This is a genomic window from Kosakonia sp. H7A, from assembly GCF_003028445.1.
GTDB classification, from domain to species: Bacteria; Pseudomonadota; Gammaproteobacteria; order Enterobacterales; family Enterobacteriaceae; genus Kosakonia; species Kosakonia radicincitans.
The window spans coordinates 1,150,719-1,173,765 of the sequence record NZ_PYTZ01000001.1; the positions used below are offsets into that span (position 1 = coordinate 1,150,719).

A 23,047-nucleotide genomic window follows, 5' to 3' on the forward strand; every position below is an offset into this window, starting at 1 on the left:
AGCCGGGCATAACCCGGCAAACGCATCAGAAGATGGTGAATGGTGCGATAACCATAAATTTCACGTCGCGCTCATCCTGGAAGATGTTGCCATAGCCGCCGCCGTAGCTCGGAATGTCAGAATGGTTGTCGTATTGGGTAAAGTGCAGCTTGAACATCGTACCTTTGGCGCGACCATCCTGAACGGTATAGATCGCATCAAGGCTGTAAGCGGATTCTTTCAGGCGGTAGTTTGGATCGTAATACGCATCCGGTGTTGCCATATCAGCCGGCTTCGCGTCCCACGCATAGGCGTAAGAGGCGCCGACCGTAAAGCCAGGCAGGTTCCAGTTCTTCAGGTCATACATCGCGCCGAAGAAGAGAGCTTTTTCACCATTGGCATTAAAGTCAGAGCGGTTATCCCACCAGATATCGAGGCGTCCGTTGGATGACGCATAGGTTGGCGTCATACGTTGCAGGAAGTATCCTTGCTGACCGTCAGCTTTGACCCAGGTGCCTTCAAGACGCAAATCAACCTGACCAATTTTGTAGCCAAAGGTCAACGCTTGCAGCCATGCAGTGCCGTCGTAAATATCGTTCACGCCGCCATTGCTGACTTTGTCGCGGGCGCCGTAGAACTGGTAGCTGGTGCTGAGTGGGCTGCCTGCCACGTCAAATTTGTAGCTGGCTTTAGCGAAGTATTGATCGACGTAGCCTTCCGCCTGGCCAAATGCGGCCTCCAGCACCAGATCGTTTTTGAAGTCATATTTCGCGCCGAGCGAGTGCATATAATCGACTTTGGTTTTTCTGTCGTTCTGATAAAACTTATCCATCTCGATATGCCACGGCGCCTTGTATTCATTGGTCCACATATACGAGAAGCTCAGCGCACCTGCATCGCCGTAATCAAAATTCGCCCCGGCTTCCGCCCCCTGGTAGGTGCCCGGCATAAAGCTCCAGTGCGGCGCTAACAGCGTTTGCCCGGTTGGCTGAATGTAACCCGCGCGCGCCCAGACCGGGCCATATTTAAATTTCGCGGCGGCTTTATACAGGCTGATTCCGCTTTTATCTCCTGACCAGTCTTCTTTGTAGGCTTTGTTACTGGAGGAGAAAGCAATTTCGTTCGGATGCGCGCTGTCGCCGTTTTCTGCCATTTCAATCGCAGTAAAAGCCGCAATATCCAGACCGAACATGTCCGCGACATAGCCAGACTGGAAATCCAGATTGGCGTTCCAGGTCGAGTGAGCAAGGTTAGTTTTGTATTTATTTTCCAGAACATCTTTGCGGTCACGTTCACGCTGCCAGTAATAGATACCGCCCGTGAGCGTGGAATCATCGATAAAACCTGCTGCATGAGCCTGTGGAGATACAACCCAGCCCGATATTGCTGTGACACTGGCAATAGCCAGTGCCAGTGCACTACGTTTACCACTAAACATACGCATGAGTGATTCCTTCTGGACGCATATAAACCGCCGCGACGGCGAGAAAAAAAGCAAAAAGTTTAGGTAGTTATGAAATACCCCCGAAGTAACTACCGGGTTAAGACTATTTTTCGCGACGCGAATTATCAATGCTTTTTAGTGAGCAAAATGCAGGATTATGATGAAGTGCACATAATTGGTAGTGTTTTGAAACAAATTACATATACCGGTTAAATGATTAATTTTAAAGCAATTAAATAGCATATAATGCCTTTTGTTAGCGATTACATCTTATATTTAGCTAAAATTATCTATTTGCGATCTTTTTCGATAGGTTAAGTCAACATCAATAAGAGACGACATTAATTCGCGACGCGAATATATTGTGTGATAATGGCCTAATGAATAAGCAAAAAAAAACGCCGCAGTTCGCGGCGTTTTAAGCTGATAGTCCGTGGTTGACTTAATCAGTCACCCATTTTTGCCCAGGTATCGCGCAGCCCGACTGTGCGGTTGAAGACTGCTTTGGTAGCGCTTGCATAACGGCTGTCGAGGCAGAAATAACCTTCGCGTTCGAACTGATACGCTTTACCCGGCTGCGCCTCTTTCAGAGAGGGTTCAGCATAACCCTGCTTGATCACCAGCGATTCCGGATTGATGGTGGCAAGGAAATCATCCGCCGCGCCCGGGTTCGGTACACTGAACAGGCGATCATAGAGACGGATTTCTACTGGCAACGCATGCTGCGCGCTTACCCAGTGGATCACACCTTTCACTTTACGCCCATCAGCCGGATCTTTACTCAGAGTGTCCGCATCGTAAGAGCAGAAAATGGTAGTGATATTGCCTTCGTCATCTTTCTCCACGCGCTCAGCTTTAATTACATACGCGTTGCGCAGGCGCACTTCTTTGCCCAGCACCAGACGTTTGTATTGCTTATTCGCTTCTTCACGGAAATCTGCGCGATCGATCCAGATCTCGCCGCTAAACGGCACTTCACGCGTGCCCATCTCCGGTTTATTCGGATGGTTCGGCATGGTGACGATTTCGCTGCTGCCCTGCGGATAATTTTCGATAACCAGTTTCACCGGATCGATAACTGCCATTGCACGCGGCGCATTCTCGTTAAGATCTTCACGGATACAGGATTCCAGCGAAGCCATTTCGATAGTGTTGTCCTGCTTGGTCACGCCAATGCGTTTACAGAATTCACGGATGGAAGCGGCAGTATAACCACGGCGGCGCAGACCGGAGATGGTCGGCATACGCGGGTCATCCCAGCCTTCCACATGCTTCTCAGTGACCAACTGGTTCAGCTTGCGCTTCGACATCACGGTGTATTCCAGATTCAGACGCGAAAACTCGTACTGGCGCGGATGAACCGGAATGGTGATGTTATCCAGCACCCAGTCATAAAGACGACGGTTGTCCTGGAATTCCAGCGTACACAGGGAGTGCGTAATGCCTTCCAGCGCATCGCTGATGCAGTGGGTAAAGTCGTACATCGGGTAGATGCACCACTTGTTGCCGGTCTGGTGATGTTCTGCAAATTTAATGCGATACAACACCGGATCGCGCATCACGATAAACGGCGATGCCATATCGATCTTCGCACGCAGGCATGCTTTACCTTCCTCAAAGCCGCCTGCACGCATTTTCTCAAACAGCGCCAGGTTCTCTTCTACACTGCGATCGCGGAACGGGCTGTTTTTACCCGGCTGAGTCAGCGTACCGCGATATTCACGGATTTCATCAGCAGAAAGCTCGTCAACATAGGCCAGACCTTTGTTGATCAGCTCGATCGCATACTGGTACAGCTTGTCGAAGTAATCCGAGGAGTAGCAGATGTCGCCAGACCAGTGAAAGCCCAACCATTGCACGTCGTTTTTAATCGATTCAACGTATTCGATGTCTTCTTTAGCCGGGTTGGTGTCGTCAAAACGCAGATTGCACTGGCCCTGGTAATCTTGTGCGATGCCGAAGTTCAGGCAGATAGATTTCGCATGGCCGATGTGCAGGTAGCCATTCGGCTCCGGCGGAAAACGGGTATGGATGGTAGTGTGCTTACCACTGGCCAGATCTTCATCAATGATCTGGCGAATAAAGTTAGTCGGGCGGGCTTCTGCCTCACTCATCACGGGTTCCTCAAGGCGTAAACAACGTATAACGGCATATGATCTAATAACAGGGCGCAGGAAACAACCTTTACTTATACAAATCAGCGTTGCCCGCTGGAAAGGTAATCGGCTATGGCTTGTGCGCGTGGGCAGCCTCTCTGAAACAGTGGCAAACAGAGTCAAAAGCACATCCGCTTCATGGTATCCCTTGTAATAAAGCGGCTGCAGTATGGCATTGATTAAGTGCGGGGCAAAAAAAAAGCGGCGGAGGTTCTCCCCCGCCGCTTAAGGCATTAATGCTTACTCAGGAGCAACTACTTGCCTTTAATCTCATACAGCGGCGTCTGACCGGCAACAAGCTGACCCTGCGCCTTAATAACCAGACCGCTAAAGTCATCGATATTGCTGACGACAACCGGACTAATCATTGAGCGGGCATTCGCATTGAGGTACGCCAGATCCATTTCCAGTATTGGCTGGCCCGCCACAACTTCTGCGCCTTCTTCCACCAACCGCGTAAAGCCCTGGCCGCCCAACGCCACCGTATCGATGCCCATATGCACAACGATTTCAGCGCCTTTTTCGGTTTCCAGGCAGAATGCGTGGTTAGTATTGAAGATTTTAACGATGGTGCCCGCTGCCGGAGAAACCACAATGCTTTCAGTTGGTTTCACCGCCACACCGTCGCCAACAGCTTTGCTGGCGAAAGCTTCATCAGGCACCTGATCCAGCGCAACCAGTTCACCCGTTACTGGCGATACCAGTTCAGCAATCACTGTTGCGTTCGGTACGGCCTGAGGCTTAACACTCGCCACGGGTGCAGCGGCTGGCGCTGCATTACCTGCAGCCGGAACATGGCCGGTGGTCTTCATCGCATTGGCGATTTTTTCCGCCACAAAACCAACGATGATCTGCACGCTGGTTTTGTTCAGACGGATAACACCGGTTGCGCCCAAGCGTTTAGCCAGCGCATCGTTCACCAGTGCAGAGTCTTTCACGTTCAGACGCAAGCGGGTGATACAAGCATCAATGCCGGTCAGGTTATCAGTACCGCCAACTGCGGCAATATACTGACGCGCCAGCCCACTCACATCCTGCTCGGTATCCGCACTTACGTTTACATCCTGACCATCGGTTTCGTCACCGGCAACAGCCAGCTCACGGCCCGGCGTCAGCAGGTTGAATTTGGTGATCGTGAAGCGGAAGATCACATAGTAGATAACGAAGAACACCAGCCCCTGCGGGATCAGCATCCACCACTGGGTTGCCAGCGGGTTACGCGAAGAGAGCACCAAATCCACCAGACCCGCACTAAAGCCGAAACCGGCAATCCAGTGCATGCTCGCAGCGATGAAAACAGAGATACCGGTCAGGATCGAGTGGATGACATACAATACCGGCGCCACGAACATGAAGGAGAATTCCAGCGGTTCGGTAATACCGGTGAAAAACGCGGCAAACGCGCCGGCCATCATGATGCCCAGTACTTTGGCTTTATTTTCCGGACGAGCGCAGTGGTAAATCGCCAGCGCCGCGCCAGGCAGACCGAACATCATGATCGGGAAGAAGCCCGCCTGGTAACGACCAGTGACGCCAACAACCGCTTTACCAGCTTCGATAGACTGTGCGCCGCCAAGGAAGTTAGGAATGTCATTGATGCCAGCAACATCGAACCAGAACACGGAGTTCAGCGCGTGATGCAGACCAACCGGGATCAGCAGACGGTTAAAGAAGGCGTAGACACCCGCACCGATTGACCCCATTTTCTGGATATGTTCACCAAAACCCACCAGACCGCTAAACACGACCGGCCAGATAAACATCATGATGAAAGCGACCACGATCATCACAAACGATGTGAGGATCGGCACCAGACGGCGGCCACTGAAGAAGGAGAGCGCTTTCGGCAATTCGACATTGCTGAAGCGGTTATAAAGTTCGGCGGCAATAATCCCGACCAGAATACCAATAAACTGGTTTTTGATTTTGCCGAACGCAGCAGGAACCTGATCCGCCGGAATCTTCTGGATCATGGCAACCGCAGCAGGTGAACACAGCGTGGTTAATACCAGGAAGCCGACAAAACCAGCAAGCGCAGCAGCGCCATCTTTATCTTTGGACATACCGTAAGCGACACCCACCGCGAACAGCACGCCCATGTTATCGATAATGGCAGAGCCGGACTGGATGAAAAACGCCGCCAGTGCGTTTTGTCCACCCCAGCCAACCGGGTCAATCCAGTAGCCGACACCCATCAGTATCGCCGCAGCAGGCAGAGTGGCGACAGGCACCATCAGCGCACGGCCAATCTTTTGTAAATAACCTAGAATACTCACTTTTATTCCCCCTATGAACCCATCGTGAGCTCACTGAAACAGTCGTTTTTTATTGTGTAACTAACCTGAAATCACGGCTATTTATTCACTACCCTACAGGCTATTTTTTCACTACCTTGCAGAGTGTGTGAAAAATTAATTCGCCTCGCAAATTAAAAGCATTTTTTTTGTGATAAGAGTCACTAACTATCGTCAATAAGCCTCCCGAATGCTAGCAAACAAGTAAAACTTATTTTATGATCAAAAATATCAAAACGGACTGCTCCCTCTCTGTAACGAATTCAGGTTACGCTTAACACCGAGCCAGTAAGCATTCCGCCAACTTTATTCATTTAACTTTTGAGGTGAACAATGAGACTGATTCCCCTGGCGACAGCTGAACAAGTCGGAAAATGGGCAGCCCGCCATATCGTAAATCGTATCAACGCATTCAAACCGACGGCAGATCGTCCGTTTATCCTTGGTCTGCCAACCGGCGGTACGCCGCTCACCGCTTACAAAGCGCTGGTTGAGATGCACAAAGCAGGCCAGGTTAGTTTCCAGCACGTTGTCACCTTCAACATGGACGAATATGTTGGCCTGCCGAAAGAGCACCCGGAAAGCTACCATAGCTTTATGCACCGCAACTTCTTTGATCACGTTGATATTCCGGCAGAAAATATTAACCTGCTGGATGGCAATGCGCCTGATATTGACGCAGAATGCCGCCGCTATGAAGAAAAAATCCGTTCCTACGGCAAAATTCACCTGTTTATGGGCGGCGTAGGTAACGACGGGCACATTGCGTTTAACGAACCGGCCTCTTCTCTGGCTTCACGCACGCGCATTAAAACCCTGACTCATGACACTCGCGTGGCGAACTCTCGCTTTTTTGACGGCGATGTGAACCTGGTGCCGAAATACGCGCTGACTGTCGGCGTGGGCACGCTGCTTGACGCAGAGGAAGTGATGATCCTGGTACTTGGCGGCGTGAAAGCGCAGGCTCTGCAGGCGGCAGTAGAAGGCAACGTAAACCATATGTGGACCATTAGTTGCCTGCAGCTGCATCCGAAAGCAGTCATCGTCTGCGATGAACCGTCCACGATGGAGCTGAAAGTTAAAACGCTGAAATACTTCAACGAGTTAGAAGCGGAAAACATCAAAGGTCTGTAATTCAGTTTCCGCTCCGCAATGGATGACTACGGAGCGGTACACATTTGTAACCGGGGGTCGTTATGTATGCTTTAACCCATTGCCGAATCTACACCGGCCATGAAATTCTGGATAATCACGCGGTTGTGATTGCCAATGGCCTGATTGAACGTCTTTGCCCACAGGACGAGTTGCCGACGGGAATCGAACAACGCTCGTTGAATGGCGCCATTCTGGCCCCCGGATTTATCGACGTGCAGCTTAACGGCTGCGGCGGCGTACAGTTTAATGACACCGCGGAAGCGGTAAGCGTAAAAACGCTGGAGATAATGCAGCAGGCGAACGAAAAATCCGGCTGCACCAGCTACTTGCCGACACTGATCACCACCAGCGATGAATTAATGAAACAGGGCGTGCAGGTGATGCGCGATTACCTGGAGAAATATCCGAATCAGGCGCTCGGCCTTCATCTGGAAGGGCCGTGGCTGAATATCGTTAAAAAAGGCACCCATAACCCGGCGTTTGTGCGTAAACCGGAACCTGCACTGGTCGATTTTTTGTGCCAGAACGCCGATGTTATCACCAAGGTAACGCTGGCACCGGAAATGGCGGGCGACAAAGTCATTCGTCAACTGGCGGATGCAGGGATTGTGGTTTCCGCCGGGCACTCTAACGCCACGTTGAAAGAAGCGAAAGCCGGATTCCGCGCCGGGATCACTTTTGCGACGCACCTTTATAATGCCATGCCATACATCACCGGTCGTGAGCCGGGTCTGGCTGGCGCGGTGCTCGATGATACGGATGTTTACTGTGGCGTTATTGCAGACGGGTTGCACGTCGATTACGTTAATATCCGTAACGCTAAGCGTCTGAAAGGTGACAAACTTTGCCTGGTGACCGACGCGACCGCGCCAGCGGGTGCAAACATTGAACAATTTATTTTTGCTGGCAAAACAATATACTACCGGAATGGGTTGTGTGTGGACGAAAACGGAACGCTGAGCGGTTCCTCCCTGACAATGATTGAAGGGGTTCGCAATCTGGTAGAGCATGTCGGCATCGCACTGGACGAAGCGCTGCGTATGGCAACACTCTACCCCGCTCGCGCCATTGGCGTTGATAACCGCTTAGGCAGCCTCGCCATCGGCAAAGTGGCGAACCTGACCGCGTTCACACGCGATTATAAAATCATCAAGACCATCGTTAATGGCAACGAGGTCGTCACTGTATAAAGAGAAAGTATGACATCAGGCGGACAGGCTCAAATTGGTAACGTTGACCTCGTAAAACAGCTTAACAGCGCGGCGGTTTACCGCCTGATTGATCAACATGGCCCCATTTCGCGCATTCAGATTGCCGAACAAAGCCAGCTTGCTCCTGCCAGCGTGACCAAAATCACGCGTCAACTGATTGAACGCGGGTTGATCAAAGAAGTCGATCAACAGGCCTCCACCGGAGGCCGCCGCGCCATCTCCATCGTCACCGAAACCCGCAATTTTCAGGCTATCGGTGTGCGTCTTGGTCGTTATGACACTACGCTGACGCTGTATGATCTGAGCAGCAAAGTGCTGGCTGAAGAGCACTACCCTTTACCGGAACGCACCCAGGAAACACTCGAGCATGCGCTGCTTAATACCATCAGCCTGTTTATTGAAACCAGCCAGCGTAAGATCCGCGAACTGATCGCCATTTCGGTCATCCTGCCGGGGCTGGTCGATCCGGAAAGCGGCGTCATCCGTTACATGCCGCATATCCAGGTCGAAAACTGGGGGCTGGTGGAAGCGCTGGAAAAACGCTTTAAATTGACCTGTTTTGTTGGTCATGACATTCGCAGTCTGGCACTTGCTGAGCACTATTTTGGGGCAAGTCAGGACTGCGAAGACTCTATTTTGGTGCGCGTGCATCGCGGCACCGGCGCCGGAATCATCTCCAACGGGCGTATTTTTATTGGTCGTAACGGTAACGTAGGCGAGATCGGTCACGTGCAGGTCGAGCCGCTGGGTGAACGTTGCCACTGCGGTAACTTCGGTTGTCTGGAGACGATAGCCGCCAATGCTGCCATTGAACAGCGCGTGCGCCATCTGCTGGAACAGGGCTATCAAAGCCGCCTCACGCCAGACGATTGTTCAATTAAAACGATCTGTAAAGCCGCAAATAAAGGCGACGCGCTGGCCTGTGAAGTGATCGAATATGTCGGCCGTCATCTTGGCAAAACCATTGCGATTGCCATCAACCTGTTTAATCCACAAAAAGTCGTGATCGCAGGCGAGATTGTTGAGGCCAGCAAAGTCCTGCTCCCCGCCATTGAAGCCTGCATTAATACCCAGGCGCTGAAAGCGTTTCGCAAAAACCTGCCGGTGGTGCCCTCCACGCTGGATCATCGCTCGGCTATCGGCGCATTCGCGCTGGTGAAACGCGCCATGTTGAACGGTCTGCTGCTGCAACGTTTGCTGGAAAACTGACAGGGTTTATAGTTATTACTTCATTTTTATCCGGACAGTCCATGACCATTCAGAATGTAATCTGTGATATCGACGGCGTGCTGATGCACGATAACGTAGCGGTGCCTGGCGCGGCAGAGTTCATTACGCGCATCCTTGAGAAAGGAATGCCGCTGGTGCTGTTGACGAATTACCCTTCTCAGACCGGCCAGGATCTGGCGAACCGCTTTATTTCCGCCGGTATTGATGTACCCGCCAGCGTCTTTTATACGTCGGCCATGGCTACCGCGGATTTTCTCAAGCGTCAGGAAGGGAAAAAAGCCTATGTTGTTGGTGAAGGCGCGCTGATCCATGAGCTTTATAAAGCAGGCTTTACCATTACCGACATCAATCCGGATTTTGTCATCGTCGGCGAAACCCGCTCCTATAACTGGGAAATGATGCACAAAGCGGCCTTCTTTGTCGCCAATGGCGCACGCTTTATTGCCACCAACCCGGACACCCACGGGCGCGGTTTTTACCCTGCGTGCGGCGCGCTGTGTGCTGGTATCGAAAAAATTTCTGGCCGTAAACCGTTTTACGTCGGCAAACCCAGCCCGTGGATCATCCGCGCCGCGCTGAATACGATGCAGGCACACTCGGAGCAGACGGTGATTGTCGGCGACAATCTGCGTACCGATATTTTGGCCGGTTTTCAGGCCGGTCTGGAGACCATCCTGGTGCTCTCGGGCGTTTCACAAATTGATGATATTGACGCCATGCCGTTTCGCCCTTCGTGGATTTACCCCTCCGTCGCGGAAATCGATGTTATCTGACAGAAACCACGTCTTCGGGCGTGGTTTTTCATTTTGAGCCTGATAAAAAACAACGCCATTCAATAAAAAGCGCTTTATTTTAATGATTCATCAATAACAGAGTTCAATCTGTACTCTTTTTTCAGCATTCGATAATCACTATTGCACTTTTTAAGTTTACGCTCGCAAAAGGCTTGCGCGCCCCTGCGCTTTTGCGGCATTTTGAATGCAAGCACACAACATTACAGCAATGCCCTCAAGGTTAACGGAGAAGTCTATGTGTTCAATTTTTGGCGTACTGGATATTAAAACCGACGCAGCAGAATTACGTAAAAAAGCGCTGGAATTATCCCGCCTGATGCGCCACCGCGGCCCGGATTGGTCCGGCGTGTATGCAAGTGACAAAGCCATTCTGGCCCATGAGCGTCTCTCTATTGTTGACGTCAACGCAGGCGCGCAGCCGCTGTATAACGAGAAAAAAACGCATGCGCTGGCGGTTAACGGTGAAATCTACAACCATCAGGCTTTGCGCGCAGAATACGGCGATCGTTATGCATTCCAGACCGGTTCCGACTGTGAAGTGATCCTGGCGCTGTATCAGGAGAAAGGTCCGGAATTCCTCGACGATTTGCAGGGGATGTTTGCTTTCGCCCTGTATGACAGTGAAAAAGATGCTTATCTGATTGGCCGCGACCATATCGGTATTATTCCGCTGTACATGGGTCACGATGAGCACGGCAACTTTTATGTTGCCTCAGAAATGAAAGCGCTGGTACCGGTTTGCCGCACGATTAAAGAGTTTCCGGCAGGCAGCTACCTGTGGAGCAAAGACGGTGAAATCCGTTCTTACTATCAGCGCGACTGGTTTGACTATGACGCTGTAAAAGATAACGTGACGGATAAAGCCGAGCTGCGCCAGGCGCTGGAAGAGTCGGTGAAAAGCCATCTGATGTCAGACGTGCCGTACGGCGTGCTGCTCTCCGGCGGTCTGGATTCTTCTGTCATTTCAGCTATCACCAAGAAATTCGCTGCTCGTCGCGTTGAGGATCAGGAGCGCTCTGAAGCCTGGTGGCCACAATTGCACTCCTTTGCTGTTGGCCTGAAAGGCGCGCCGGATCTGAAAGCCGCGCAGGAAGTGGCTAACCATCTCGGCACCGTGCACCACGAAATTCACTTCACCGTGCAGGAAGGTCTGGATGCGATCCGTGACGTTATCTATCACATCGAAACTTATGATGTGACGACTATTCGCGCTTCAACCCCGATGTACCTGATGTCGCGTAAAATCAAAGCGATGGGTATCAAAATGGTGCTCTCCGGCGAGGGTTCCGATGAAGTATTCGGCGGCTATCTCTACTTCCATAAAGCGCCGGATGCCAAAGAACTGCATGAAGAGACCGTACGTAAACTGCAAGCGCTGCATATGTTTGACTGTGCGCGTGCAAACAAAGCGATGTCGGCCTGGGGTGTTGAAGCACGCGTTCCGTTCCTTGATAAGAAATTCCTCGACGTGGCAATGCGCATCAACCCGCAGGACAAAATGTGCGGCAGCAACGGCAAAATGGAAAAACACATTCTGCGCGAATGTTTTGAATCCTATCTGCCGGCAAGCGTGGCGTGGCGCCAGAAAGAGCAGTTCTCCGACGGTGTAGGTTACAGTTGGATCGATACGCTGAAAGAAGTGGCGGCGCAGCAGGTGACGGATCAGCAACTGGCGACCGCCAGCTACCGCTTCCCCTACAACACGCCAGCGTCAAAAGAAGCGTATTTGTACCGCGAAATCTTTGAAGAGCTGTTCCCGCTGCCAAGCGCAGCAGAATGCGTACCTGGCGGTCCGTCTGTTGCCTGCTCTTCGGCTAAAGCATTCGAGTGGGATGAAGCATTCAAAACCATGAACGATCCGTCAGGTCGCGCTGTGGGTATTCACCAGTCCGCTTATTAATAAGTGGCGGTTATTCTTACGGGCCCTGAGGGGTCCGTATTTTTTTGTATCACTGATTTCATGAATAAATTCGAATTTTGTTGAATAAAGCATCCATGCTGTTCGCAACCTAACCAAACAGTCACATTACGGCAATTTTCGATGAAAAAGGTATTGACGCTGTAAGGCCCAATACGCATAATGCGCCCCGCAACGCCGATAAGGTAACGCGAAAAAAAGATGGCTACGTAGCTCAGCTGGTTAGAGCACAGCACTCATAATGCTGGGGTCACAGGTTCGATTCCCGTCGTAGCCACCATCTTTTTTTGCGGGAGTGGCGAAATTGGTAGACGCACCAGATTTAGGTTCTGGCGCCGCAAGGTGTGCGAGTTCAAGTCTCGCCTCCCGCACCATTCCCAACAGGTGTTGCACGGATGGGGTATCGCCAAGCGGTAAGGCACCGGTTTTTGATACCGGCATTCCCTGGTTCGAATCCAGGTACCCCAGCCATCTCTTCTTCGACTCCTGCGTGTAAACGCGTCAGTCGTTGGGGTATCGCCAAGCGGTAAGGCACCGGTTTTTGATACCGGCATTCCCTGGTTCGAATCCAGGTACCCCAGCCAGTCGATGACTGGGTAAGCAGTAAAATTTGGCTACGTAGCTCAGCTGGTTAGAGCACAGCACTCATAATGCTGGGGTCACAGGTTCGATTCCCGTCGTAGCCACCATATTTAAGGTGTAGTACTTTAGCGTATTAAACCTGAAAGATTTGTTGGGGTATCGCCAAGCGGTAAGGCAGTGGATTCTGATTCCACCATCCCGAGGTTCGAATCCTCGTACCCCAGCCATCTCAAAGACGTCTGCTTTTGCGGGCGCACATTTGGGGTATCGCCAAGCGGTAAGGCAGTGGATTCTGATTCCACCATTCCGAGGTTCGAATCCTCGTACCCCAGCCACTTAATGCAAAAAAGCTCGCTTCGGCGGGCTTTTTTGTTTTTTCATCCCCGGAATTGGTAGCGAGTATCCCGTCAAAATCAGTGGTAATTTAAACCATTACTCAGCAGGGATGACATCATGAACTACCAGACAACAGCCTTCCCACTCTACTCCCCACTCTACATTCTGTTAGGTGTATTTTGCCTGGCACTGGCTTTTTTCGGCCTCTCCGCACCCTTTTTGTATGGTCTGCTGATGGGTCTCGTGTTTCCGGTGCTGGTTTCGATGCGACTGCACACGCTCAGCCAACATGGCCAGGCCACGCTGCTCAGCGAAATATCTAACTGGAAAGTTTACATACAAGGCATTCCGCTGGAAGAGCAACGCGCTTCGCTTAAAAACCCCTGTTTTCGTACGCCAGAACGTCTTCAGCAATTCTACTGGCGGGGCTTTATTGCCCGGCTCATTTTGCAGTTAATGACCTTAGGACTGTTGATACAGCAGACGCGGGAAATTGAGTGGACGAGCTATGCAGGGATCGCAGCAGTAGCGGCATTTATACTTCTGCTGCTGCCGATCTACCATACACTGACAACAATGCGCGATATGCGCGCCGGTGCATGGGCATTGCAACATGTTGAAGCAGCTGACGGCTATCAGGCTTTTTTCCAGCAGAAAATGCGCGTGCGTACTGCGTTGGATGTACTGCTTTCGTTACGCTAATGCGAATCAAAGGCCGCGAGCACTGGATACTCGCGGCACAAAGTTAACATCTATAGTCCTAAAGCATATTTCAGCGCCTGACGTTTCAGCACTCCGGCACGCTCCGCCGCCATCAGACCAATATTACGCAACAACCTGACCGGGCCAAGGTTGTTGCTGAACCCGGCATAGAACAGATCCATACCGCTTTGCATAATAAAGTTATCCGCCATTCGACGCGTCTGATAGCGTTTTAAAATCGCGTGACTGGCCCAGGCTTCGCCGTGCGTACGTGCCCCGGTAAGCACTTCCAGCAAGGCATCAACATCACGATAGCCCAGATTGACACCCTGCCCGGCCAGCGGATGAATGGTATGTGCCGCATCGCCCACCAGCGCAAGGCCCGGGCGAACATATTGCAACGCATGACGGCGCGCCAGCGGGAATGCCGCCGCCGCAACCGGCTTCACGCGCCCCAGTCGCGGAGGAAAGTTGCGAACGATCTCCTGCTCCAGCTGCGCCATAGTCAGCGTCTGTAACTGGCGAATACGCGCAGGCGTGTCATACCATACCAACGAGGCCCAGTTGCCAAACAGCGGTAAAAAGGCGTGTGGCCCATCGGGAGTAAAATGTTGCCAGGTGCTCTCGCCTGCCTCAGCTTCGCACTCAACGGTAATCAACATACAGGATTGCTGATACTGCCAGGCGTGAATGCCAATTCCGGCCGCCTGCCGAACGCGGGAGTTAGCGCCATCCGCGCCAACCACCAGCTTCGCCGTTAACGGCTCGCCCTCTTCGAAGGTCAGTTGGTGATGATCGCCATCCGTATGTAATCCGCTGAGTGGCGCGGGCACACGTAACGTGACCTGCGGATGCGCCTCAAGCGCGTCCCACAGCGCACGTTGCAGGACATTGTTTTCAACCATATAACCGAGCAGCGGCAATTTCAGCTCGCGGGCATCGAATATCACATGGGCGTTTTCCCACTCCCAGGTTTCCAGCTGGCGATACGGGTGGCAGCGCATCGCCTGCACACGTTCCCAGACACCCAACCCGCGCAGCAACGCCACCGATGCGGCGCTAATTGCCGAAATACGCACATCCGGCTGCGCCGTCGCATCAAACGTGGGCGGCGCATGCTGCTCAATTACCGTAACGGTAAATCCATGTTGCGCCAGCCCCAGCGCCAGCGCTCCGCCGACCATGCCACCGCCAACGACGGCGACTTCAGTGTGATGTGTCATGGCTAATTTTCCTTAAACGAGAATCCCTTAAGTTTACCGGATTTTTTCTCCCTTGCGTCTGACATCCATCATACTGGTCAGCACGCGACCAAAGCATTACAATACGCGGCCTGCAATCCTGGCTTATACCCGTCATACTCGGGGTATATGAACTTAAGCAAGAGCAAGTCGATGACTAAAAAACTCCACATAAAAACCTGGGGCTGTCAGATGAACGAATACGATTCATCGAAGATGGCCGATCTGCTGGATGCCACACACGGCTATCAACTGACCGAAGTGGCGGAAGAGGCGGATGTGCTGCTGCTCAATACCTGCTCGATCCGCGAAAAGGCTCAGGAAAAAGTTTTCCATCAACTGGGTCGCTGGAAGCTGCTGAAAGAGAAAAACCCCGATCTGATTATCGGTGTTGGCGGCTGCGTAGCTTCTCAGGAGGGCGATCACATTCGCCAGCGCGCCCACTACGTTGACATTATTTTCGGGCCGCAAACTCTGCATCGCCTGCCGGAGATGATCAACTCCGTGCGCGGCAACCGTAGCCCGGTCGTCGATATCAGCTTCCCGGAAATTGAAAAATTCGATCGTCTGCCGGAGCCGCGTGCCGAAGGTCCGACCGCCTTTGTCTCTATCATGGAAGGTTGCAACAAATACTGCACTTACTGCGTGGTGCCTTACACCCGTGGTGAAGAGGTGAGCCGCCCATCTGACGACATCCTGTTTGAAATCGCTCAACTGGCGGCGCAGGGCGTGCGTGAAGTGAATCTGCTCGGCCAGAACGTTAACGCCTGGCGCGGTGAGAACTTCGACGGTAGCGCCGGTACCTTTGCGGAACTGCTGCGTCTGGTCGCCGCGATCGACGGCATCGACCGTATCCGTTTCACCACCAGCCACCCGATTGAATTCACCGACGATATCATTGATGTCTACCGTGATACGCCAGAACTGGTGAGCTTCCTGCATCTGCCGGTGCAGAGCGGCTCCGACCGTGTGCTGAACATGATGGGTCGTACGCACACTGCGCTGGAATATAAAGCAATTATTCGCAAGCTGCGTGAGGCGCGCCCGGATATCCAGATAAGCTCCGACTTTATCGTTGGCTTCCCTGGCGAAACCACCGACGATTTCGAAAAGACGATGAAGCTTATCGCCGATGTCAATTTCGACATGAGCTACAGCTTTATCTTCTCTGCACGTCCGGGGACACCGGCCGCCGATATGGTGGACGATGTACCGGAGGAGGAGAAAAAACAGCGCCTCTATATTCTGCAGGAGCGCATTAACCAGCAGGCGATGGCCTGGAGCCGGCGTATGCTCGGCACTACCCAGCGCATTCTGGTAGAGGGCACTTCACGCAAGAACATCATGGAGCTGTCCGGTCGTACCGAAAATAACCGCGTGGTGAACTTTGAAGGCTCGCCAGAGATGATCGGCAAATTCGTCGATGTGGAAATCGTTGATGTCTATCCAAACTCCCTGCGCGGCGTACTGGTCCGTACCGAAGACGAAATGGGTCTGCGCGTCGTGGAATCCCCGGAATCGGTAATCGCCCGTACGCGTAAAGAGAACGACCTCGGCGTTGGCACGTACCAGCCGTAATGCCACTGGCCTGCCATTTCTGGCAGGCCTTGCTTTTCCCCTGCCTGCCCCAACATCATGCGCTAAGCTTGCGACTTCTTAATATGCCGTGAATAATTCCCTGATGGGCAGAGCCCGCGACACACTGAAAAGAGGAACAGTTTGAACATAGATACGCGTGAAATTACCCTTGAGCCAGCGGACAACACACGCCTGCTAAGTCTGTGCGGCCCGTTTGACGACAACATCAAACAACTGGAGCGGCGACTGGGCATAGAAATCAACCGTCGCGATAATCACTTCAAACTCACCGGACGCGAAATCTGCGTCAACGCTGCGGCCGACATTCTGCGCACGCTGTATGTCGATACTGCGCCAATGCGCGGCCAGACGCAGGACATCGAACCGGAACAAATTCATCTGGCGATCAAAGAAGCCCGCGTGCTGGAACAAAGCGCCGAGAGCGTGCCGGAATACGGCAAAGCTATCCATATCAAAACCAAGCGTGGTGTGATTAAACCGCGTACGCCAAACCAGGCGCAATACGTCGCCAATATTCTCGATCACGACATCACCTTCGGCGTAGGCCCGGCCGGTACGGGGAAAACCTACCTTGCGGTTGCGGCGGCGGTGGATGCGCTGGAACGCCAGGAAGTGCGCCGTATTCTGCTGACGCGTCCGGCGGTTGAGGCAGGGGAAAAACTGGGCTTCCTGCCAGGCGATCTCAGCCAGAAAGTGGATCCATACCTGCGCCCGCTGTATGACGCGCTGTTTGAAATGATCGGTTTCGAACGCGTGGAGAAACTGATTGAGCGCAACGTCATTGAAGTCGCCCCGCTGGCCTACATGCGCGGGCGGACATTAAACGACGCCTTCATTATTCTTGATGAAAGCCAGAATACCACCATCGAGCAGATGAAGATGTTCCTGACGCGTATCGGCTTTAACTCGAAAGCGGTGATCACCGGCGACATTACGCAAATCGACCTGCCGCGCAATACCAAATCCGGTCTGCGTCATGCGATTGAAGTGCTGGCGAATGTCGATGAAATTAGCTTTAACTTCTTCCACAGCGAAGACGTGGTCCGCCATCCGGTTGTTGCCCGCATCGTTATCGCCTATGAGGCCTGGGAAGAAGCCGAACAGAAACGTAAAGCAGAACTGGCTGCCGAACGTAAGCGCGAAGCGCAGGAGCAGGAACAGAAATGAGTCAGGTGATCCTCGATTTACAGTTGGCGTGTGAAGATAACAGCGGCCTGCCGGAAGAAGCGCAGTTTCAGAAGTGGCTGGACGCGGTTATCCCGCAGTTTCAGGAAGAAGCGGAAGTCACCATTCGCCTGGTCGACAGCGCGGAAAGCCACGAACTGAATCTGACTTATCGCGGGAAAGATAAGCCGACCAATGTGCTGTCATTCCCTTTTGAAGCGCCGCCCGGCATCGAAATGCCGCTGCTCGGCGATCTGATTATCTGCCGCCAGGTGGTGGAACAGGAAGCGCAGGAGCAAGGTAAACCGCTGGATGCGCACTGGGCGCACATGGTTGTGCACGGTAGTTTACACCTGCTCGGTTACGACCATATTGCAGACGATGAAGCGGAAGAAATGGAAGGGATCGAGACAGAGATAATGCTTGCTCTGGGCTATGAGGATCCGTACATTTCCGAGAAAGAGTAACCGGAAAGCCTGCGCATCCACTCTTAACTGCCGTCCGGCGCTGAGTTTACGCGTGACGAGCGACAAATTAACCAACATGAGAACCCACACGACGCCATGAGCGACGATAACTCACACAGTAGCGACACAACCAACAGCAAGAAGGGATTCTTCTCCCTTTTACTGAGTCAGCTTTTCCACGGCGAACCAAAAAACCGTGACGAATTACTGGCTCTGATCCGAGACTCCGGGCAGAACGAGCTTATCGACAACGATACGCGCGACATGCTTGAAGGGGTGATGGATATCGCGGACCAGCGCGTGCGCGACATCATGATCCCCCGTTCACAAATGATCACCCTGAAACGCAACCAGACGCTGGACGAATGCCTCGATGTCATTATCGAGTCTGCCCACTCGCGCTTCCCGGTGATCAGCGAAGACAAAGATCATATCGAAGGGATTCTGATGGCCAAGGATTTGCTGCCTTTTATGCGCAGCGATGCCGAAGCCTTCAGCATGGAAAAGGTGTTACGCCCGGCAGTGGTGGTACCGGAAAGTAAGCGTGTGGATCGCATGCTGAAAGAGTTCCGTTCCCAGCGCTACCATATGGCTATCGTGATTGATGAGTTTGGTGGTGTTTCCGGTCTGGTGACGATTGAAGACATTCTGGAGCTGATCGTCGGCGAAATTGAAGATGAGTACGACGAAGAAGAGGATATCGACTTCCGCCAGCTCAGCCGTCATACCTGGACAGTGCGCGCACTGGCGCCGATTGAAGACTTCAACGAGACCTTTGGCACCCACTTCAGCGATGAAGAAGTGGACACCATCGGCGGGCTGGTGATGCAGGCGTTTGGTCATCTCCCGGCGCGCGGAGAAGCGATTGACATTGATGGTTACCAATTCAAAGTCGCTATGGCCGACAGCCGACGTATTATTCAGGTCCATGTCAGAATGCCGGATGATTCGCCGCAACCGAAACTGGATGAGTAATGTAAATGGTATTTGCCTCACTGTTTGAGCGCCAGCGCGTGCGTCTGCTGCTGGCGCTGTTATTCGGAGCCAGCGGAACGCTGGCTTTTTCTCCTTATGACTTCTGGCCTGCAGCTCTTATCTCTCTGATGGGTCTGCAAGGATTAACCCTCAATCGTCGACCGCTACAGTCCGCCTGGATTGGTTATTTCTGGGGGCTGGGGCTGTTTGGTAGCGGCGTGCACTGGGTTTACGTCAGTATTGCGCAGTTCGGCGGTATGCCTGGCCCGGTCAACGTTTTCCTGGTGGTTCTGCTGGCCGCCTATTTGTCGTTGTATACCGGTCTGTTCGCCGGGATTTTGTCACGCCTTTGGCCGCAAACCAGCTGGCTGCGCGTGGCTGTCGCCGCCCCCGTGGTATGGCAAATTACCGAATTTTTGCGCGGCTGGGTGCTGACCGGGTTCCCGTGGCTGCAGTTCGGCTACAGCCAGATCGACGGCCCGCTGAAAGGGCTGGCGCCACTGATGGGCGTCGAAGCCATCAACTTCCTGCTGATGGTAGTTAGCGGCTTACTGGTGCTGGCGCTGGTGAACAAAAGCTGGCATCCGTTAGTGATTGCGGTGCTGCTGTTCGCCCTGCCGTTCCCGCTACGCTATATCCAGTGGTATCAGTTGCTGCCACAGCGCACCACGCAGGTTTCGCTGGTACAGGGCAATATTCCCCAGGCGCTGAAGTGGGACGAAAAGCAGTTGTTCAACACGCTGAAAATCTACAGCGACGCCACTGAGCAGGTGATGGGGAAATCGCAACTGATCATCTGGCCGGAGTCCGCCATTCCGGATCTGGAAATTAATCAACAGCGCTTTTTAACAGCCATGGATGATCTGCTGCGGGCGCATGACAGTACGCTTATCACCGGTATTGTCGATGCGCGGCTGAATCAACAAAACCGTTACGATACCTACAACACCATTATCACGCTGGGTAAAGACAGCGCCTACAGCTACAGTTCATCCGATCGCTATAACAAGAACCATCTGGTACCGTTTGGCGAATTCGTACCGCTGGAGTCGATTCTGCGCCCGCTGGCGCCGTTCTTCGATCTGCCGATGTCCTCATTCAGCCGCGGATCGTATGTACAACCGCCGCTGACGGCGCACGGTCTGAAGCTGACGGCAGCTATCTGCTACGAGATCATTCTTGGCGAGCAGGTGCGTGATAACTTCCGCCCGGATACCGATTTCCTGCTGACCATCTCTAACGATGCGTGGTTCGGCAAGTCTATCGGCCCGTGGCAGCACTTCCAGATGGCGCGTATGCGCGCGCTGGAGTTGGCGCGTCCTCTGCTGCGCAGTACCAACAATGGCATCACCGCAGTGATCGGCCCACAGGGCGAGATTCAGGCGATGATCCCGCAGTTTACCCGCGAGGTGCTCACCACCAGCGTCACGCCGACATCCGGTTTGACACCATACGCACGCGCAGGTAACTGGCCGGTGTGGATCCTCTCCGCCCTCTTCGGCTTTGCCGCCGTGATCATGAGCCTGCGCCAGCGCCGCCGTTAATCTGCTCTTTTAAGCGCCGAAAGGCGCTTCGCTTATCCGGCCGACAATTCACACACCGTAGGCCGGATAAGGCATAGCCGCCATCCGGCAACGCTTCCTAAAGGCCCCCCATCTTCGCAGCCATCCAGTCGTTTCTGGCATGCCATTTGCTTATACATATCAGGCAGCTATGAAATCCGCTTATGTGCAACAGAGTCGCACCGGCAGGGAACATTAGCGGCACCAGTTTGGTGCAATGGAAGATTTTTGCCTTTAAACGGTGCGGCGCGCCTCGCAAAAATAAACAATACCGCAGCAAAATCTTTACATTAAGCCAGACTAAATGTAACAAACACACACGACACTGCACGAAAATGTCGCAGTCTATAAAAAACACAACATACACAACGGGTATCAATGCGTCTCTGGCGCTGACGATAAAGGAGTCTGGATATGCAATTACGTAAACTGGCCGCCGCAATGCTGGTGATGGGAATGTCCGCCGGTCTGGTTCATGCTGAAGATGCAAAACCTGCCGATGCGGCTGCTCAGCAGCAAACGACGCTGGATAAAATTGCCAAAAACGGCGTTATCGTCGTGGGTCACCGTGAATCTTCCGTACCGTTCTCCTATTACGACAACGAACAGAAAGTGGTCGGCTACTCGCAGGATTACTCCAACGCTATCGTTGAAGCGGTGAAGAAAAAACTGAATAAGCCGGATCTGGCCGTTAAGCTGATCCCTATTACTTCGCAGAACCGTATTCCGCTGCTGCAAAACGGCACTTTCGACTTTGAGTGCGGTTCCACCACCAACAACCTTGAACGTCAAAAACAAGCGGCCTTCTCCGACACCATTTTCGTGGTCGGTACGCGTCTGCTGACCAAAAAAGGCGGCCCGATCAAAGACTTCGCAGACCTGAAAGGCAAAGCGGTTGTCGTGACCTCGGGTACCACGTCCGAAATTCTGCTCAACAAACTGAATGATGAGAAGAAAATGGATATGCGCATCATCAGCGCTAAAGACCACGGCGACTCCTTCCGTACGCTGGAAAGCGGCCGTGCTGTGGCCTTTATGATGGATGATGCTCTGCTGGCGGGTGAACGTGCGAAAGCGAAGAAACCCGACAACTGGGAAATCGTTGGTACGCCGCAGTCCCACGAAGCGTACGGCTGCATGCTGCGTAAAAACGATCCAGAGTTTAAAAAGCTGATGGATGACACCATTGCTCAGTTGCAAACCTCCGGCGCGGCAGAGAAGTCCTACGAGAAATGGTTTAAAAGCCCGATTCCGCCAAAAAACATGAACATGAACTTTACGCTGTCTGATGACATGAAAGCGCTGTTCAAAGCACCGAATGATAAAGCTCTTAACTAATTAAAACCATTAGGGGCGGGTTTACCTGCCCTCTCGATTGTCGAAGTAGCACGGACAGACTATACGTTGAATGGTCGTTCCCCACTCAACGCGAAAACTCGCTCTTCATACAATCTTCGAGGGTAGCGCTGCTACCCTTTTTTTTCCGGAGTAGATTTATGTCCATAGACTGGAACTGGGGAATATTCCTGCAACAAGCCCCGTTCGGCAACACAACCTACCTTGGCTGGCTATGGAGTGGTTTTCAGGTCACTATCGCGCTTTCCATCGCGGCCTGGATTATCGCTTTTCTTGTCGGTTCACTGTTTGGCATCCTGCGAACAGTCCCTAACCGTTTCCTGTCCGGCATTGGCACCTGCTATGTCGAACTGTTCCGTAACGTTCCGCTGATCGTGCAGTTCTTTGCATGGTATCTGGTGGTACCGGAACTGCTGCCGGAAAATATCGGCATGTGGTTCAAACAGGAGCTCGATCCGAACATCCAATTTTTCATCTCTTCAATGGTTTGTCTGGGGCTGTTCACCGCCGCTCGCGTATGCGAACAGGTACGGGCGGCGATCCAGTCGCTGCCGCGCGGTCAAAAGAACGCCGGGCTGGCAATGGGGCTGACGCTGCCGCAAACCTATCGTTATGTGCTGCTGCCGAATGCGTATCGCGTGATTGTGCCGCCAATGACCTCCGAAATGATGAACCTGGTGAAAAACTCCGCTATCGCCTCCACCATCGGTCTGGTCGATATGGCGGCGCAGGCAGGGAAACTGCTGGATTACTCCGCGCACGCGTGGGAATCCTTTACTGCTATCACCGTAGCCTATGTCCTGATTAACGCGGTCATTATGCTGGTGATGACGCTGGTAGAACGCAAAATTCGCCTGCCGGGCAATATGGGAGGCAAATAAA

Annotated in this window: 17 protein-coding genes and 7 tRNA genes; 20 read left to right on the forward strand and 4 right to left on the reverse strand. The window is 52.8% G+C overall.

Annotated elements, in window-relative coordinates; all coding sequences use genetic code 11:
* Nucleotides 1–25: 25 nt before the first annotated feature.
* From chiP to nagE, 3 genes are all read right to left on the reverse strand, one after another.
* Nucleotides 26–1,423, reverse strand: a complete 1,398-nt coding sequence (chiP, locus tag CWM66_RS05335) for a chitoporin (RefSeq protein ID WP_107146314.1) — start codon at nt 1,421–1,423, stop codon at nt 26–28.
* Between the two features lie 446 nt (nt 1,424–1,869).
* Complete coding sequence (gene glnS, locus CWM66_RS05340; RefSeq protein WP_007373878.1) at nt 1,870–3,537, reverse strand: glutamine--tRNA ligase; 1,668 nt, start codon at nt 3,535–3,537, stop codon at nt 1,870–1,872.
* A gap of 296 nt (nt 3,538–3,833) precedes the next feature.
* The gene (gene nagE, locus CWM66_RS05345; protein WP_007373877.1) at nt 3,834–5,855 is read right to left on the reverse strand and encodes an N-acetylglucosamine-specific PTS transporter subunit IIBC; all 2,022 of its coding nucleotides are present in this window, start codon (nt 5,853–5,855) and stop codon (nt 3,834–3,836) included.
* A 351-nt stretch (nt 5,856–6,206) separates the two neighbouring features.
* Here nagE and nagB point away from each other — a divergent pair, with 351 nt between their 5' ends.
* The 13 genes from nagB (at nt 6,207) to CWM66_RS05410 (ending at nt 13,801) form a co-directional block, all read left to right on the forward strand.
* Entirely contained in the window at nt 6,207–7,007 is an 801-nt protein-coding gene (gene nagB, locus CWM66_RS05350; RefSeq protein WP_007373876.1) for a glucosamine-6-phosphate deaminase, read from the forward strand.
* A 62-nt stretch (nt 7,008–7,069) separates the two neighbouring features.
* Nucleotides 7,070–8,218: an N-acetylglucosamine-6-phosphate deacetylase gene (gene nagA, locus CWM66_RS05355; protein WP_007373875.1), complete on the forward strand. Its 1,149-nt coding sequence runs from the start codon at nt 7,070–7,072 to the stop codon at nt 8,216–8,218.
* A gap of 9 nt (nt 8,219–8,227) precedes the next feature.
* Nucleotides 8,228–9,448, forward strand: coding sequence for an N-acetylglucosamine repressor (locus CWM66_RS05360; RefSeq protein ID WP_007373874.1), 1,221 nt, complete (start codon nt 8,228–8,230; stop codon nt 9,446–9,448).
* Nucleotides 9,449–9,489: 41 nt separating this feature from the next.
* Nucleotides 9,490–10,242, forward strand: coding sequence for an HAD-IIA family hydrolase (locus tag CWM66_RS05365; protein ID WP_007373873.1), 753 nt, complete (start codon nt 9,490–9,492; stop codon nt 10,240–10,242).
* A gap of 256 nt (nt 10,243–10,498) precedes the next feature.
* Nucleotides 10,499–12,163, forward strand: a complete 1,665-nt coding sequence (gene asnB / locus CWM66_RS05370) for an asparagine synthase B (protein WP_007373871.1) — start codon at nt 10,499–10,501, stop codon at nt 12,161–12,163.
* Nucleotides 12,164–12,384: 221 nt separating this feature from the next.
* Nucleotides 12,385–12,461 (forward strand) — tRNA-Met (locus CWM66_RS05375).
* Between the two features lie 9 nt (nt 12,462–12,470).
* Nucleotides 12,471–12,555: transfer RNA gene (locus CWM66_RS05380), tRNA-Leu, on the forward strand.
* Nucleotides 12,556–12,577: 22 nt separating this feature from the next.
* A tRNA-Gln gene (locus CWM66_RS05385) sits at nt 12,578–12,652 on the forward strand.
* A gap of 38 nt (nt 12,653–12,690) precedes the next feature.
* Nucleotides 12,691–12,765 (forward strand) — tRNA-Gln (locus CWM66_RS05390).
* A gap of 28 nt (nt 12,766–12,793) precedes the next feature.
* Nucleotides 12,794–12,870, forward strand: a tRNA-Met gene (locus CWM66_RS05395).
* Between the two features lie 45 nt (nt 12,871–12,915).
* Nucleotides 12,916–12,990, forward strand: a tRNA-Gln gene (locus tag CWM66_RS05400).
* A gap of 33 nt (nt 12,991–13,023) precedes the next feature.
* Nucleotides 13,024–13,098, forward strand: a tRNA-Gln gene (locus tag CWM66_RS05405).
* A gap of 118 nt (nt 13,099–13,216) precedes the next feature.
* Nucleotides 13,217–13,801: a hypothetical protein gene (locus CWM66_RS05410; RefSeq protein WP_083596700.1), complete on the forward strand. Its 585-nt coding sequence runs from the start codon at nt 13,217–13,219 to the stop codon at nt 13,799–13,801.
* Between the two features lie 50 nt (nt 13,802–13,851).
* Here the strand turns inward: CWM66_RS05410 and ubiF are convergent, their stop codons facing one another.
* Nucleotides 13,852–15,024, reverse strand: a complete 1,173-nt coding sequence (ubiF, locus tag CWM66_RS05415; protein ID WP_107146315.1) for a 3-demethoxyubiquinol 3-hydroxylase — start codon at nt 15,022–15,024, stop codon at nt 13,852–13,854.
* A 171-nt stretch (nt 15,025–15,195) separates the two neighbouring features.
* Between ubiF and miaB the strand changes: the two genes are divergently transcribed.
* The 7 genes from miaB to CWM66_RS05455 all read left to right on the forward strand — a co-directional run bounded on the left by miaB (nt 15,196) and on the right by CWM66_RS05455 (nt 23,046).
* Nucleotides 15,196–16,620, forward strand: coding sequence for a tRNA (N6-isopentenyl adenosine(37)-C2)-methylthiotransferase MiaB (miaB, locus tag CWM66_RS05420; protein WP_043954278.1), 1,425 nt, complete (start codon nt 15,196–15,198; stop codon nt 16,618–16,620).
* A 141-nt stretch (nt 16,621–16,761) separates the two neighbouring features.
* Nucleotides 16,762–17,808, forward strand: a complete 1,047-nt coding sequence (locus tag CWM66_RS05425; protein ID WP_007373867.1) for a PhoH family protein — start codon at nt 16,762–16,764, stop codon at nt 17,806–17,808.
* Complete coding sequence (ybeY, locus tag CWM66_RS05430) at nt 17,805–18,272, forward strand: rRNA maturation RNase YbeY (protein ID WP_007373866.1); 468 nt, start codon at nt 17,805–17,807, stop codon at nt 18,270–18,272. The genes CWM66_RS05425 and ybeY overlap by 4 nt, the downstream gene beginning before the upstream one ends.
* A 96-nt stretch (nt 18,273–18,368) precedes the next feature.
* Nucleotides 18,369–19,247 (forward strand): CNNM family magnesium/cobalt transport protein CorC, encoded by an 879-nt coding sequence (corC, locus tag CWM66_RS05435; RefSeq protein WP_007373865.1) that lies wholly within the window; start codon nt 18,369–18,371, stop codon nt 19,245–19,247.
* 5 nt (nt 19,248–19,252) lie between these two features.
* Nucleotides 19,253–20,791 carry an apolipoprotein N-acyltransferase gene (lnt, locus tag CWM66_RS05440; RefSeq protein WP_107146316.1) on the forward strand — a complete coding sequence of 513 codons (1,539 nt, stop codon included), beginning with the start codon at nt 19,253–19,255 and terminating at the stop codon, nt 20,789–20,791.
* Nucleotides 20,792–21,223: 432 nt separating this feature from the next.
* Nucleotides 21,224–22,147, forward strand: coding sequence for an amino acid ABC transporter substrate-binding protein (locus tag CWM66_RS05450; RefSeq protein ID WP_007373863.1), 924 nt, complete (start codon nt 21,224–21,226; stop codon nt 22,145–22,147).
* A 158-nt stretch (nt 22,148–22,305) separates the two neighbouring features.
* Nucleotides 22,306–23,046 carry an amino acid ABC transporter permease gene (locus tag CWM66_RS05455; RefSeq protein ID WP_007373862.1) on the forward strand — a complete coding sequence of 247 codons (741 nt, stop codon included), beginning with the start codon at nt 22,306–22,308 and terminating at the stop codon, nt 23,044–23,046.
* The last annotated feature ends 1 nt before the right edge of the window (nt 23,047 follow it).